8 protein-coding genes, 1 tRNA gene and 2 pseudogenes are annotated in these 15,091 nt (G+C 65.9%); 5 read left to right on the top strand and 6 right to left on the bottom strand.

The window, feature by feature from the left end:
- Nucleotides 1-7 precede the first annotated feature (7 nt).
- Both EZJ19_RS08605 and EZJ19_RS08600 read left to right on the top strand, forming a co-directional pair.
- The gene (locus tag EZJ19_RS08605; protein WP_131446632.1) at nucleotides 8-1,960 is read left to right on the top strand and encodes an ATP-binding response regulator; all 1,953 of its coding nucleotides are present in this window, start codon (nucleotides 8-10) and stop codon (nucleotides 1,958-1,960) included.
- An 86-nt stretch (nucleotides 1,961-2,046) separates the two neighbouring features.
- Entirely contained in the window at nucleotides 2,047-3,825 is a 1,779-nt protein-coding gene (locus EZJ19_RS08600) for a bacteriohemerythrin (RefSeq protein ID WP_165873523.1), read from the top strand.
- Nucleotides 3,826-4,058: 233 nt separating this feature from the next.
- On the opposite strand, the gene EZJ19_RS08595 is transcribed toward EZJ19_RS08600, so the two are convergent.
- The 5 genes and pseudogenes from EZJ19_RS08595 to EZJ19_RS08575 all read right to left on the bottom strand — a co-directional run bounded on the left by EZJ19_RS08595 (nucleotide 4,059) and on the right by EZJ19_RS08575 (nucleotide 12,796).
- On the bottom strand, nucleotides 4,059-5,228 hold the full coding sequence (locus tag EZJ19_RS08595) for a MalY/PatB family protein (RefSeq protein ID WP_131446628.1): 1,170 nt from the start codon (nucleotides 5,226-5,228) through the stop codon (nucleotides 4,059-4,061).
- Nucleotides 5,225-7,338: pseudogene (gene ovoA / locus EZJ19_RS08590) on the bottom strand (5-histidylcysteine sulfoxide synthase). Before ovoA ends, EZJ19_RS08595 begins: the two are co-directional and overlap by 4 nt.
- Before the next feature lie 511 nt (nucleotides 7,339-7,849).
- On the bottom strand, nucleotides 7,850-10,609 hold the full coding sequence (locus EZJ19_RS08585; RefSeq protein WP_131446626.1) for an ATP-dependent helicase: 2,760 nt from the start codon (nucleotides 10,607-10,609) through the stop codon (nucleotides 7,850-7,852).
- A 235-nt stretch (nucleotides 10,610-10,844) separates the two neighbouring features.
- Nucleotides 10,845-11,591, bottom strand: coding sequence for an SAM-dependent methyltransferase (locus EZJ19_RS08580; RefSeq protein WP_131446624.1), 747 nt, complete (start codon nucleotides 11,589-11,591; stop codon nucleotides 10,845-10,847).
- Nucleotides 11,592-12,070: 479 nt separating this feature from the next.
- A complete protein-coding gene (locus EZJ19_RS08575) occupies nucleotides 12,071-12,796 on the bottom strand; it encodes a hypothetical protein (protein WP_131446622.1) in 726 nt (241 codons plus the stop codon).
- A gap of 295 nt (nucleotides 12,797-13,091) precedes the next feature.
- Here EZJ19_RS08575 and EZJ19_RS16365 point away from each other — a divergent pair.
- Nucleotides 13,092-13,353: pseudogene (locus tag EZJ19_RS16365) on the top strand (hypothetical protein); the annotation flags it as partial.
- A 100-nt stretch (nucleotides 13,354-13,453) separates the two neighbouring features.
- Here EZJ19_RS16365 and EZJ19_RS08570 read toward each other — a convergent pair.
- Nucleotides 13,454-13,529 (bottom strand) — tRNA-Phe (locus EZJ19_RS08570).
- 150 nt (nucleotides 13,530-13,679) lie between these two features.
- Between EZJ19_RS08570 and EZJ19_RS08565 the strand changes: the two genes are divergently transcribed.
- A complete protein-coding gene (locus tag EZJ19_RS08565) occupies nucleotides 13,680-14,612 on the top strand; it encodes a carbohydrate kinase family protein (RefSeq protein WP_131446620.1) in 933 nt (310 codons plus the stop codon).
- 10 nt (nucleotides 14,613-14,622) lie between these two features.
- Nucleotides 14,623-15,078, top strand: a complete 456-nt coding sequence (locus EZJ19_RS08560) for an outer membrane lipoprotein (protein ID WP_131446618.1) — start codon at nucleotides 14,623-14,625, stop codon at nucleotides 15,076-15,078.
- The last annotated feature ends 13 nt before the right edge of the window (nucleotides 15,079-15,091 follow it).

Below are 15,091 nucleotides of genomic sequence, written 5' to 3'. Positions count from 1 at the left end.
AGCCGCGATGGCACCCCCTAGTCCGTTCCCGCGCGACCTGCGCGCGCGCATCATGGCGGTGGCCCTGGTGCCGTTGGTCCTGGCGGTCATCCTGCTGGCCGGCTATTTCGCCCACCGCGAGATCCAGTCGACCGAGGAGGCGCTGCTCGAACGCGGCCGGGCCGTGGCCTTGCGCCTGGCGGAAACGGCCGCCTTCGACCTGTACACCGGCAATACCCAGTACCTCCGGCGCATGCTGGACTACGAGATCGCCGCCAAGGACTGCAATACCGTCGCCATCGCCGCGCAATTCGGCGGCTGGCTGCACACCGCCGGTTCGATCGCCCTGCCGCCGCCGGCCTTCGCGCCGCTGAAGCGGGAGTGGCGCCACGGCGGCTACGTGTTCTTCGCCTACCCGGTGGTATTCCACAACCCGGAACTGGACGACCCCTACCTGGCCGGTGACGTCGCCAAGGAGGACGAGCGCATCGGCGAGGTCATGGTGGTGCTCGACCTGGCCCCGATCATCGCCGCCCAGCGCCGCTCCCTGCTCGTCGTCGGCGGCCTGGCCGGCCTGATGCTGCTGGTCGCCGGGGCGCTCGCCTGGCGCCTGAGCCAGGGCCTCAGCCGGCCGCTCAATGCCGTGATCGCCACGGTCCGCGACATCGCCGGGGGCGAATTGGACGCCCGCGTCCGGGCGCAGTCGCAAGGCCAGATCGGCGAACTCGAGCGCGGCGTGAACGCCATGGCCGAGGTCATGCAGCGGCACGCCGACGACCTTGAGCAACGAGTCAGCGAGGCGACCCGCGAGTTACGCGACCAGAAGGCCTCGGCCGACGCGGCGGTGATGGCGCGCTCGCGCTTCCTGGCCACCGCCAGCCACGACCTCCGCCAGCCCATGCATGCCCTGACCCTGCTGGTCGAGGCGCTCAAGGAGAAGCTGCAGCCGCGCGGCGGCGAGCCGACCCGACTGGTCGAGCACATCGAGGCCTCGGCCCATGCCATGGAGTCGCTGCTCAGCTCCCTGCTCGACATCTCCCGGCTGGACGCCGGCGTCGTCGTGGCGCATCTGGAATGCTTCCAGGTAGCGCCGGTGTTCGACCGCCTGGCAAGCCAGTACGGCCCGATGGCGGCGGAGAAGGGGCTCGACCTGCGCGTGCATGCCGGCAAGGTCGCGGTCTTCACCGACCGGGTCCTGCTCGAACGCATCCTCAGCAACCTGCTTGCCAACGCCATCCGCTACACCGACAGCGGCCGCATCGTGCTGGGCATGCGCCGGGTGCAGAAGGATTGGATCCGGTTCGACGTGTACGACTCCGGCAAGGGCATCCCGGAATCCTATCGGCAACGCATCTTCGAGGAATATTTCCAGCTCGAGAACCCGGAACGGGCGCGCGACAAGGGGTTGGGGCTGGGCCTCGCCATCGTCCGGCGCCTGGCCCGCCTGCTCGGCAGCCCGGTCGACGTGCGTTCCCAACTGGGCAAGGGCTCCTGCTTCAGCATCCGCGTGGCCCGCTGCGAGCCGCCCCTGGCCCACGCGGACGACCGCCTGGCGGGCGCCGAGCCGGTCGCCCCGGCCGGCCGGACGCCCCTGGTCGTCCTGATCGACGACGACGAGGCGATCCTGGAGGCCATGAACCTGGTCTTCGAGCAATGGGGCATCGACCTGGCGGCCGGCGCCGACGCCTGCGAGGTGAAGCAGGACCTGCTCGAACTCGGCCGCACCCCGGACGCCATCCTGAGCGACTACCGCCTGTGCCAGGGCCGGACCGGGATCGAGGCGATCGCCGAGCTGCGCGCCCAGTTCGGCCTCACCATCCCGGCCGCGCTGATCACCGGCGACACGGCGTCGACCACCATCCAGGCCATCGACGCGTCCGGGCTGCCGGTCCTGCACAAGCCGCTCAAGCCGGCCACCCTGCGCGCCTACCTGAACCACATGCTGAGCGGCGCCGGCAAGGACCGGGGCCAGGACCTCTAGGCCGCGGCAAGCCGGCGCCGGAGCGGGGATGCTGGCGGCAATCTTCCTGTGGAATAATGAGTTACAGCAAATCGCGGGAGCCTGGCATGCCGGAGCTGGTCGAAATATTTCCCTGGAACGAGAATTTTTCCTGCGGTATTCAGGAGATCGACGACCAGCACCGCAAGCTGGTCGACCTGCTCAACATCCTGGTCGGGCACATCGCCTTCCAGTCCGAGGCGCCCACCCTGAACAAGGTCTTCGACGAGCTGAAGGCCTACACCGCCTATCATTTCTCCACCGAGGAGAGCATCTGGCACCGGCATTTCTCCGGCGATCCCTGGGAGGAATGGCACAAGAAGGCGCACGAGGACTTCATCGCCAAGGTGCTCGACATCAAGGCGAAGGAATCCGAGGAATCCAGCGACGAGGTCATCGAGGAGATCGTCACCTTCCTGACCCACTGGCTGGCCATGCACATCATCGAGTCCGACAAGCGCATGGCCAAGGTGGTCCTGGCGCTGCCTTCCGGCGTGTCCCTGGCGCAAGCCAAGGAGATCGCCAACATGGAGATGTCCGGCGCCACCCGGGTGCTCATCGACACGGTCATGGGCATGTACGACAAGCTGGCCAACCGGACCATCCAGCTGACCCGGGAGATCGCCAAGCGCGTCAAGACGGAGCAGCGCCTGCAGGCCGCCCAGGAGGAGCAGATCCGGCTCCGCGAGGAGGCGGTGGCGGCGAGCCGGGCCAAGAGCACCTTCCTGGCCAACATGAGCCACGAGCTGCGCACCCCGATGAACTCGATCATGGGCATGGCCGGCCTGGCCCGGCGCCGGACCGGCGACCCGACGCTGCAGGGCTACCTCGACAAGATCGGCATCGCGGCCGTGCACCTGCTCACCGTCATCAACGACATCCTCGACCTCTCGAAGATCGAGGCCGGGCGCCTGAGCCTGGACAAGGTCGGCTTCTCGGTCGGCAGCGTGGTCGAGAACGTGCGCAGCCTGCTCGCCGAGAAGGCCGAGGAGAAGCGGCTCGCGTTCGACGTGACCCTGACCGAGGCCATCGCCGGCCTGCAGGTGCTCGGCGACCCCATCCGCCTCGGCCAGGTGCTCCTCAACCTGGTCGGCAACGCGGTCAAGTTCACCGACCACGGCACGATCAGCGTGCGGGCCGAACTGGCCGCGGCCGACGCGGAACGGGTGACGCTGCGCTGGCGGGTCACGGATACCGGGATCGGCATCGCCGCCGAGGACATCGGACGCCTGTTCGGCACCTTCGAACAGGCGGACAACTCGATCACGCGCCGGTTCGGCGGCACCGGCCTCGGCCTCGCCATCAGCAAGCGCCTGGTCGGCCTGATGGGCGGGGAGATCGGGGTGGAAAGCCGCCCGGGCGCGGGCAGCACCTTCTGGTTCGCGGTGCCCCTGGAGCGCTGCTGCGCCGGCCTCGCCGAACCGGTCCGGCACCCACCGGCCTCGGCCGAGGCCCAGTTGCGGGCGCGCCACGGCGGTGCGCTGGTCCTGCTGGCCGAGGACGAGCCGATCAACCAGGAAGTGTCGCGCGGCCTGCTCGAGGACGTCGGTTTCTGGGTCGACCTGGCCGGGGACGGCGTCGAGGCGGTCGCCCTCGCGGAGCAGAACCGCTATGACCTGATCCTGATGGACATGCAGATGCCCAACCTGAACGGCCTCGACGCGACCCGGGCGATCCGCGCCGGCACCTTGAACGCGGCCACGCCGGTCCTGGCGATGACGGCGAACGCCTTCGACGAGGACCGCCGGCGCTGCCTGGACGCCGGCATGAACGACCACATCGCCAAGCCGGTGGAACCGGACCTGCTGTTCGAGACCCTGCTGAAATGGCTCGGGCCCGGTCGCTGAGGCGGGCGGGCGCCGGCCTCTGAGCGGAGCGCGGGCCGCCCCTGGCGTCGTGAGCGCAACCCTCCCCGCGCACGGTGTACAAGCACCTGGAGCGCGTGCTCGGGAAGCTGGGCGTGGAGACGCGCACGGCGGCGGCGAACCTGGCCATGGGTGGGGCGGATCGGGGCCGTGCGGGGCGGCCAGGAATGGCCGGGCTGGCCCGGGCCGGCGCGCGCTTGCCCCGGCCTGGACGGTCAGCGGCCGGCGACGGCCGCCGCGATGCGCTCCAGGGCCTCGGCCACCACGGCGCGCGGTGCGCCGACGTTCAGGCGCATGAACCCGCTGCCGCCGCGGCCGAAGGTGTGGCCGGGGTTCATGCCCACCCGGGCCGTGCGGACGAAGAAGTCGGCCAACGCCCGGTCGTCGAGACCCAGTCCGCGGCAGTCCAGCCAGACCAGGTAGGTGCCTTCGGGGCGGATCGCCCTGATGCCCGGCAACCGCCGGTCCACGAAGTCGAGCACGAAATCGCGCGTCCCGGCCAGGTAGGCCATGAGCGCATCGAGCCAGGGCGCGCCGACCCGGTAGGCGGTCTCGAAGGCCGCGACGCTGAACGGATTGCTGGCGCTGACGTGCAACTGGCCGAACACCCGCTTCAGCGCCGCGCGCCGTTCCGGGTCAGGCACGACCAGCGCCGACAGGCCGAGGCCGGGGATGTTGAAGGTCTTGCTCGGCGCCACGGCGGTGACGATGCCGGATGGGTCGCCGGCCAGGGTGGCCAGCAGGTGATGGCGCTCGCCGGGGTAGACCAGGTCGTGGTGGATCTCGTCCGAGAGCACGGTCATGTCGTGGCGGCGGGCGATGTCCAGGACGGCACGCAGTTCGTCCGGCCGCCAGACCCGGCCGACCGGGTTGTGCGGCGAGCAGAGGAGCAGCAGCCTGGCGCCGGCCGCCGCGCAGCGTTCCAGATGGTCGAGGTCCATGGCATAGCGGCCGTCGGCCAGGCGCAAGGGGTTTTCGACGATGACCCGGCCGGTATCCGTGATGGCCGAGAAGAACGGGTGATAGACCGGCGGCTGCAACACGACACCCTCGCCCGGACCGGCGAACGCCTGCACGGCGGCAAACAGGGAAGGCACCACGCCCGGCGCCCAGAGCACCCAGTCGCGTTCGATGGTCCAGCCGTGGCGCTGGTGGAGCCAGCCGGCCAGGGTGTCGAACAGGCCGTCCGGATAGAGGGTGTAGCCGTAGACCGGATGCGCGGCGCGCGCGGCCAGGGCCTGGACCACCTCGTCGGGCGCGGCGAAATCCATGTCGGCGACCCACATCGGCAAGACATCCGCGCTGCCGAAATAGCCGGGACGCGCGTCCCACTTCACCGAGGCGGTGTCGGCGCGCGGGACGACGCGGTCGAAGTCGAAGCTCAAGGCAAGCGCTCCCACAGGGTCGCCTCGGACAGGGTGTGCTGGAACTTGCGCCGCGTCTCGCGGATCACGAAGGGCACGTCGAGCGGCCCCCTGACCAGGCGGAAATGCGCCCCGAGCAGGTCCTTGAGGCCGTCCAGGGTGGTGTGGTTCTCGCCGTCCTTCTTGTAGCCGCCCAGCCAGGCCTCGCGCGGGGTGTGTTCTTCCAACCAGGTATAGGGCGAGGCGATCAGCAGCAGGCCGCCCGGGTTGATGCGCTCGTGCACCGTGCCGAGGAACTTCGCCGGATCGTACAGGCGGTCGATCAGGTTGGCGGCCAGGATCAGGTCGTAGCCGCTGTGGATCGGCTTCAGGTTGCAGGCGTCGCCCTGGTAGAACGAAACCCTGTCGCGCACCGCGTCCAGGCCCAGGTCGGCCAGGCGGCGCTCGCGATACGACACCAGCTCGCCCTCGTCCGCGAGGACGTAGCGCAATGCCCCTGCGCGGCGATCTGCACACCCAGGTTGATGAAGCGTGCGGAAAAGTCGATGCCGGTGACCCGGTCGAAATGGCGCGCCAGTTCGAAGGTGGCCCGGCCTGCCGCGCAGCCCAAATCGAGCGCGCGTCGCATGGGTCGGCCGGCCATGGCCTCGACCGCAAGGTCGGCCAGGGCCTTGGGGAAGCTGGCGACGCCGAAGTATTCGTCGCCGTAATGGAACTCGGCATATTCGGACAGCAGCTTGTCGGTCTCGTAATGCGACGCCACCGGCGCCTCGGGCGCGTCGGCCACGACGTAGCGGAAGCCGGCATGCTGGAAGAAATGGCGCCGGAAGGCGTAGCGCGCGGCCTTGAGGCTCTCGTTGCCGCAGGCGATCCAGCTGCCGCCCTTGAACAGGTTGTGGCGCCCGTCGTAGGTCGGCACGGTGAAGTCGTCGTAGAGCGGGTGGACCTTGAAACCATCGAACGGATAGATCGGCGTCTCGGTCCACTGCCATACGTTGCCCGCCACGTCGTGGAAATCGCCCTGTTCGAACCGGTCGACCGGGCAGGACGAGGCCCAGTGGTCTAGGTGCAGGTTGGCGTTGGCCGGCGCGTCCACAGGCACCTCGGCCAGGCCGGCCACCTCGTACAGCCGATACCATTCGTCCTCGGTAGGCAGGCGCACCGGCCGGCCCAGGCGCCCGGCCTGCCAATTACAGAAGGCCTTGGCCTCGTGGTAGTTCACCTCCACCGGCCAGTTCCATGGCATGGCCACCTCCTCCAGCATCAGGCGCAGGTGCCAGCCGTCCTCGCGGCGCAGCCAGAAGCTGGGCTGGCGGGCCTGGCTGAAGTCGCGCCAGCCCAGGCCTTCCTCGGTCCAGCAGGCGTCGTCGCCGTAGCCGCCGGCCTCGACGAATTCGAGGAACTCACGGTTGGAGACCAGGCTGCGCGCGGCCTGGAAGGCCGGCACGTTGGCGGCATGGTGGCCGTATTCGTTGTCCCAGCCGTAGTGGGGATCGTCGGCCCAGTCCTTGCCCAGGGTCACCGTGCCCTCGGCCACCGGCACCAGTTCGTTGGCCGGCGGCTCGCCTGCGTCCGGACAGTGCGGCCAGGCCGGATGGGGCCGGACGTATTTCAGGGCGTGCTGGCGGATCAGCACCGATGAGGTCTCGAGATGGATGCGCTCGTGCTCGATGCCCATGAGGACGGGCCACCAGGGGCTGTCCCAGGTGATGGGCAGGCCGAGCGGCAGCCGGTCGATCAGGCTGTCCACGGTCTCGCGCATCCGCCGGCGATAGTCGCGCACCGCCGCGACCGCCGGCCAGTCGTAGTGGGCCTCGTCGAGGTCGTCCCAGCTCATCTCGTCGACGCCGACGGCGAAGACGGACTCCATGTGCGGGTCCAGGCGCGTTTCGAGCAGGCCGGCGAGCACCAGCTTGTTGACGAAGAAGGTGGCGGTATGGCCGTAGTAGAAGATCAGCGGGTGGCGCAGCGGGATGGGCTTGACGTAATACGCCGCGTCCTCGGCCAGGGTCTCGAACAGCGACTCGTAGCGGTCGAGCGTGGCGTGGAAATAGTCGCGTATCTCGCGGCGCTTGGCCTCGGGGTCGTCGCCGCTGAGGCCGGGGGTGCGCTGGAAAAGGGTTGGGGACATGGCCGGTTCGATCATACGTGGGAGGGCGTTTTATAGCCCTGACTTCGTGAAATTCAAACCGTTCGATGGGGGAGGGTGCCGACGGGGCGACAATCTAACTCGCTGGTTGGCAACCTGGGGCGGACTGTACCCGCTGGAGTCCTCGGCGGTGTGAAGGACAACTTTTCAATCCTGTGAATTCACCCATTGAGCCGCACCTGCTGCAAAGATATCCGTGGTTCCACTTGGGTGCTGAGTGCGGCAGTCATCGGGTGAGCCAAACGCCTCGGTGCTCGCCGGCCTGAGCGGACGTAGCTGCCTGTCGCCCCAACATCGCCTCGGAACTTAGTTCAGGTGTTCAGATTTGCTGCTTTGGAAGGTGGCGGTTGAATGCCCTAAATATCCCTCCAAACGGGGCTGAGATGACCTACTACCGCCGGCTTTCCGACACCGCCGGGAAAGCCACAAAAAACCAATCGGCCTCCACAGAAGCCGGGGCGGTTCATGTTTGAGTTTTGCGCCTTTTTTGATATCACTTCACGACGGCGGCCGAGCATAGGTTGCAGTAGTCGCATTGGCCGCAGGTTTTCTTGTGGGCTATTGGAGGCAGGGCATTGCTGCGCAGGGCTGTCGCTGCCGCCTGCACGTCGCGCTTCACGTCGGCGATGAAATCGTCGTCCACCGAGCGGCGCTTCTGCTTCTGTTCGTCCAACTCGTAGATCTCGACGTAATCCGCCGGTCGGCCAGTGAGCTCTTGGTAGCCGAGCGCGTAAATGTGGAGTTGGGTTTCCGTCACCGCCTCGGCTTGGGCGCGGTCATTCGACTTAAGGTCGACGATCGTCACCTCGCCATTGTCGATCCGGCGGACGAGGTCGATGCGGCCGGCCACCGAGACGCCATCGCCGAGGGCGATCTCGATCGCCTTCTCGGAAAACTCGAGGTTCTTGAACTCGGCGGCGTTCTTCTTGATGTAGCCCTCGACGATCCGCTCGGCTGCTCCCTCGAGCTGCTCGCGCAGGGTCGGGTAGGCGTAGGGTGCACGCAGGTGCCGGGCGATGAGTGCAGCAGCCTCGTCCGGCTTGATCTGCTCGCCCTGCAGCGCGCGGGCATGCACCTCCGCCAACGCGTCGTGCAGCGACTTGCCGAAACCTAGTGCTTCGTCCAGCGGTGCGTTGAACCCGTAGAGGATGCGCAGCTTGAACTGATAGGGACAGGCAAAGAAATACTTGAGGTCCGAGAACGATAGGGTGACGTTGGCGACCGATGCCTTCGGCTCGGCGGGGAGATGCTCACGATTCGCATAGTCCTGCCGACGGCGCTTGACGTACTTCGATGCCAGCACCTCGGTGAAGAAATCAGACGGCTGCTGGGCGTGGGTGTTGCCGGCATGTGGTGCCCAACTCAGGTGGAGTAACTTCTGCGCCCGAGTCAGCGCTACGTAGAAAAGCCGGCGCTCGTCCTCGACGCCCCCTTTGTAGCGTGCCGCGTTGTCGAAGGCGTCTGCCGGTAACAGATGCCAGGCCGTCCGCCCGCCGCCACCCTTGGCCGGGAAGCGGTTCCTCACCAGTTGCGGTATGAACACGGCCGGCCATTGCAGCCCTTTGGCCTGGTGCACCGTCATGATCCGGACTGCGTCCGGGCCGACGAAAGCGTTGTCCTGCCAGCCCTCCGGATACGCATTCTCGGCGTGATAACGCAGGAACCCGGCGAAGCTCTGGTATTTCTCGACCGGGCTCGAGTGGAAGTGAATACTCTCGAAGTCCGAGATCGCCTGACTGAACTTGCCGAGGTTGTAGAACACCACCTCACCCCGGCCGTCTGGAACATTCTCCTCCCGGATGCTGGCATTCTCGAGGAAGGCCATGTACTGGCGCTGTAGGTTGTACACCTTGAACTGCCCGACCTGGGCGTTCTGCATATCCTGTCTGGCTTGCGCAGCCGACTGGATCGCCTGCTCGAGTGCCTGCTTCGTGATCCCTAGATCAGCGGCCTGCCAATAGGGTCGCAAAGCATTCTCGTTGATTTCCCCGGCAAGAAAGTAGAACAACTGTCGCGCTGCCTCCGCCTCCGGTTTGGCGAAGAGGTTGTCCATGCCGGTGATGACGTAGGGCACGCCAGCCTCGTTCAGCGCTGCCATGATGGCGCCGCCATCGCGCCGAACCGAGCGCAGCAGGATAGCCATGTCCGACCACGAAATCCCGCGCGTCTCCTTGCCCTCGCGGATTGCCAGGCCATGCAGTGTCTTGCAGGTCTGCGCGATATATTGGGCTTCATCCTCCGGCGAGTCGAATCCAAGCGCGACGATGTCGCCTGCCTCATAGTCCTGTGCCGCCGTTGGCTTCATTTGCTTAGGCAGGCGCCGCACGAGTTGCTGTATAAAGTCACGCGCAACCGCCACGACGCCGTCGCTCGAGCGGAAGTTTTCTTCCAGCTTGACCGGCGTCACATCTTTATAGCGCTGATCGAAACTGAGGATGTTGCGCACGTCGCTGCCGCGCCACTGGTAGATCGTCTGGTCGTCATCGCCGACCACGCAGATGTCGGCACCAAGCGTGTGCAGTTCGCTGACGACGGCCTCCTGGATCGGATTGACATCCTGGTATTCGTCCACGATCACATGCCGGATGCGCTCCTCCAGGCGTTTGCGCAGGGCACCATTGCTGTGCAATTCGTTGACCGCCTCGCGGAGGATGCTCGAGTAGTCGAGGTAGCCTTTGTCGTGCAGCAGGTGCTCATAGGTCTGGAGCCCGGTCGCTACCGTGTTGCCCAGTAGTTTGGGCTGATCGATTGCCTTGTCCTCGCGCAAGATGGAGAGGGAGGACACATAGTGGCGGGTATCGGTGTAACGCTTGAGCGCAATTCCGGTGAGCGTGGTGCTCTGCGTTAGCCCCGAGGCTCTAGAATGACGATCCACGAACAGCGACTGCTGTACCTCGTTGAGTACTTCGTACTTCATATACTCGGGCACTTCGGATTTCAGCAACTCAAGGCAGAAACCGTGGATCGTGCCGACATACATATCGGCCAACCCCGTCACATCTCCTAGCGCTTCACGACACCGCGTGTGAATGCGCTCCTTGAGCTCGGCCGCGGCCTTGTCTGTAAATGTGAACGCGACGATGTTTTCCGGGAAACAACCTGCCCCGCCGCTTATCTTTGGCCGGAGTAGATTCACTACTCGCTGAGCTACAACCTCAGTTTTGCCTGATCCAGCACAAGCGATCAGCTGCAAGTTTCCAGTGACGTGATTAATCGCTTCAAGTTGTGCAGGGGTGAAATTGGACTTATCCACAAATACTCCTTCGCCGTCCGACTACGCCGGATGCCTCCATTGTCTTTAACCTAGTTGAGTCCATGGACTCCCTGATGATTTTTGCGGATGTGGCCCTAGAAATTTACTGCAACCAACTGATCTGGCCAAACCAAGCCTAGAAAAAAATGCTGGTTCCTGCCGGCGCAACGATTTCCCGCCTCCGGGCCACGGTGCTCACCCCGGCGCCGCCGGAACCGGGCCGCGAGCCGACGCGTCAGCGCGCCATCAGTGCGAACACGCCCCAGCCCAGGTAATCGCGCGTGTAGGTGGCGTAGCGCACCGGTTCCGAGCTCAGCTGGGCACGGACTTCCTGTGCCAACTCGTCGTCGGGATTGGCTTCCAGCCAGTAGCGCATGGTGAGCCACTTCGCCGCCTCGTATCGGTCCCAGCCGTCCTGGTCGGCCAGAACCATTTCGACGACGTCGTAGCCAAGCTGGCCGAAGGACGCGAGAAGCTCCGGCAGCATGAGAAAGTCGGAGAGGGCGTTGGCCAGGCAGCCCTTGGCGACCGCTTCGGTCGGCGGCAGCTGCCGCCAGTAGGGCTCGCCGACGAGGATGATGCCCCCGGCGCGCAGGCTCCGCGCCAGGAGTGCGATCGTCCCGGCGACGCCGCCGCCGATCCAGGTCGCTCCGACGCAGGCGGCCACGCCGACCTTCTCGGCGGCGACATGGCCGGCGGCGTCGCCGTGGATGAACTCGACCCGATCCGCGACGCCGAGCTCTTCGGCGCGGCGTTTCGCCTGCTCGCTGAACAACCGGCTCATGTCGACACCGGTGCCGACGACGCCGTGGTCGCGTGCCCAGGTGCACAGCATTTCCCCGGAGCCGCTGCCGAGGTCGAGCACCCGGGTCCCCGGTTGCAGACGCAGCGCGGCGCCGAGCGCGGCGAGCTTGTCAGGGGTGATCGGGTTGTGGATGCGGTGAGCGCTCTCGGTGATGTTGAATATCCGTGGGATGTCCATGGTGGGAAAGCTCCTTGCGGGCGTGATCGGGGACGGCCGGGGTCGGGGACGGCGTGTTGCCCTATGATCCATCGTCCTGTCTCCGAGGTGGGCGAAAATCGGGGGCTGCCCGCCGGCCTCGAGCGTCGATCCACGCGCGGTTCCTTCGTGACGGCCGAGGCGGTACCACTTCGACGGTGTGGCCGCTCATGGCTCGCTGCAGGTCGACGGGTCGTCTGGGGCGTCGAATGAGAGGCCGACTTCCCTTTCGCCGGCCGCACTACAACCGCGCCCGGATGCTGGGCAGCGGGCGGGAGAGCCAAAACGCGGTGTCAGGGCTGAAGGACTGGGGTCACATCAAGTAATCGCGCCTTCAGGCGGGAAAGGCATGCACGCGCGGAACCTGGACCGCCGGACCAATGGCGTGGCGTCCGGCTGCCTCGCATCAGGCCGGCGCATCCCCGCGCCGGCTCTCTGCCCGCCCGGCGTCTGCCAAGCGCTCACCAGCATTCGCCGCTGACGAACACCGGCGCTCTGGGCATCGATACCAGCGGCGGCGGTAGCACCCGTCTGAAGCCGGTGGTGTTGAGATGGGTCAGGGTATGGGATAGGTCAAAACGGCGTGTCCAATTGATTTTCGGCCGTGCCGCATCCACATTCAGGTATTGGATCGCCTTGGTACGGGGGCCGCCGCCAACCACGCCGCAATTGAAGATGAGCAGACGTTCTTTGTGCTCGCCGTTCTTGGGGTGGTTGATGGAGGGGATATCGTCGATCTCGATAAACATCACGCCGCCGTGTCTCTTGAGGTAGTCCCTCACCGCGTCCGCTTTGTCGCCGTCGTCGGTAAGGCCGCGCTCCAAGGCAGCCACCGGCACGGGCCGACCATTCTTGTCCATCAGCTTGGAACTGCCCTTGATCGTGGTGTCCGGCTGGCCAGCGGCATTGTCGTAGGCCTCGACGTAGCGTTTGGCCCAGATTTCCAGCGTCTTTGACAGCGGGTTGTGTTGATACATGTTGGCCTCGAACACCCAAGACTCGCCCTTGTGATGTTCGTTCATCATGATGATTTCGTGCCAGTCCAGCTTGGGCACTTCCTTGAAACCACCGAGGACAGCAGGCGTGTAGCGCAGCCGGAAATTGACGATGTAGTGGTTTCCGAACAACTCGGCGGTATCGTGCAGTCGCGTGGAGTGCAAGACGCTTTCAAGCGTCCAAGTTCCCATGTCGTGTCTCCATATGTTTGTTATCCATGCTTTTTTGTAGGCTTATCACCCGTGATGGGCAAGACCGTAGTGCGACCTCCTCGACCGGACTGGCTTGCGTATAGGCCATTCGGCAGGTTCAGCACACGCCGTGCTTCGGCGGGCCGCGGCAAGTATTTCGACCCGACTGGCTCCTTCGTGCCGGTCGACCGTTACCACACACCATGCCCGATGCCACTGTGGAAGTGCATGTGCCTCCCGGCGTCGGCATGAATGAATGTGCCAGTGGCCATGGGCCAGATGGGTGCGGTGCGGCCTCGACGGCCCCTACAAGACCGGGCGGATACACCGCCGGGCGCGCTGGAAGAGCCCGGAGTCCGTCGAACTGGCCACCTTGGAATGGGTGGCCTGGTTCGACCACCACCGACTGCTCGAACTCATCGGCCATGCCCCGCCGTGAGGTCAACCATTGCCGTCGGCTCGCCGGCGCCATCGTGGAAGGCACTTGGCTTGAACAGAACAGCCGCCACGGAACCCGGGGCGGTTCACACTTCCACCGGATGGCTTCGTCAGGATAAGGCGATGGGGATCAATAGGGCGACACGCGGACGGCGGGTCCATCGTGACGCCGGAAAGCAAAAAGGCCACCCCGAAGAGTGGCCCAAGTGCCTGAATAGGTGGTGGCCAGGGGCGGAATCGAACCGTCGACACGCGGATTTTCAATCCGCTGCTCTACCAACTGAGCTACCTGGCCAGCCTTGCTGCGCGGCCGGATTTCCCGACCGAAGAGCCGCGAATTAAAGCCCGAATCGGGACCGCAGTCAAGCGCGACGACGCCGGTTTTCGGGACAAAACGGCGCGAAAAGGCGAAAATCCCCCGGTCGCTTACATACGGAACCGGACTATGCGTACTCTGATCTGTGGCTCCATGGCCTTCGACACCATCATGGTGTTCCATGACCGCTTCAAGCACCACATCCTGCCCGACCAGATACACATCTTGAACGTCGCCTTCCTGGTGCCGGAATTGCGCCGCGAATTCGGCGGTTGCGCCGGCAACATCGCCTACAACCTGAAGCGGCTCGGCGGCGAGCCGGTGATCATGGCCACGGTGGGCGACGATTTCGGTCCCTATGCCGAACGCCTGGACGGCCTCGGCATCGGTCGCGAGCACGTTCGCGCGGTGCCGGGCAGCTATACCGCCCAAGCCTTCATCACCACGGACCTGGACGACAACCAGATCACCGCCTTCCATCCCGGCGCCATGAACCACGCCCACGAGAACCGGGTCGCCGATGCCGCTGGCATCAAGCTCGGCATCGTCGCCCCGGATGGCCGCCAGGGCATGCTGGACCATGCCCGCCAGTTCCACGAGGCCGGCATCCCGTTCATCTTCGATCCGGGCCAGGGCCTACCGATGTTCAGCGGCGTCGAATTGCAGCAATTCGTTGAACTGGCGGACTACGTGGCGGTCAACGACTACGAGGCGGAATTGTTGCAGGAACGTACCGGCCGCAAGCTCGAGGTCCTGGCGGACCAGGTCAAGGCCCTGGTCGTCACCCTGGGCGCGCAGGGTTCGCGCATCTATGCCGGCGGCAAGGTGCACGACATCCCGCCCGCCCGGCCGCATGCGATCATGGACCCGACGGGCTGCGGCGACGCCTATCGGGCGGGCCTGATGTTCGGCATGCTGAGCGGCTATGATTGGGATACGGCGGGTCGCCTGGCCGGCCTTCTGGGCAGCGTCAAGATTGCCAGCCGGGGCGGGCAGAACCACAGCTTCGATTTCGCGGAGATTTCGGATCGATTCAAGGCCGAATACGGCTATTCGTTATAAGGAGTGAAACATGAACCGCTATACCTTCCCCGCCCTGGCCATGGTGGCCCTGCTGGCCACTGGTTGCGCCAGCGGCCTGGGCAGCGACGACTATCAACGCAGTGACGCCCGGCGCGTCTACGAGGTCAAGATGGGCGTCGTCGAGAGCGTGCGCAACGTCAAGATCGAAGGCTCCAAGTCCGGCGTCGGCACGGCGACCGGTGCCGTGGTCGGCGGCGTCGCCGGCAGCAACATCGGCCAGGGCAAGGGCGCCATCGTCGGTGCCGTGCTCGGCGCGGTGGCGGGCGGCGTGGCCGGCAAGGCCATCGAGGAACACGCCACCAAGACCAACGGCCTGGAACTGACGGTCCGCCTCGACTCCGGCCGCACCATCGCCATCGTCCAGGAAGACACCGGCGAGAGCTTCCGGGTCGGCGACCGCGTGCGCCTGCTCGAATCCGGCGGCGAATCCCGCGTCACCCACTGAGCGCACCCGGTAA

The organism is Parasulfuritortus cantonensis (assembly GCF_004337445.1).
In the GTDB taxonomy this organism is placed as follows: Bacteria; Pseudomonadota; Gammaproteobacteria; order Burkholderiales; family Thiobacillaceae; genus Parasulfuritortus; species Parasulfuritortus cantonensis.
The sequence above is the reverse complement of the archived record's forward strand: the minus strand, read 5'-3'. Positions and strand labels throughout refer to the sequence as shown.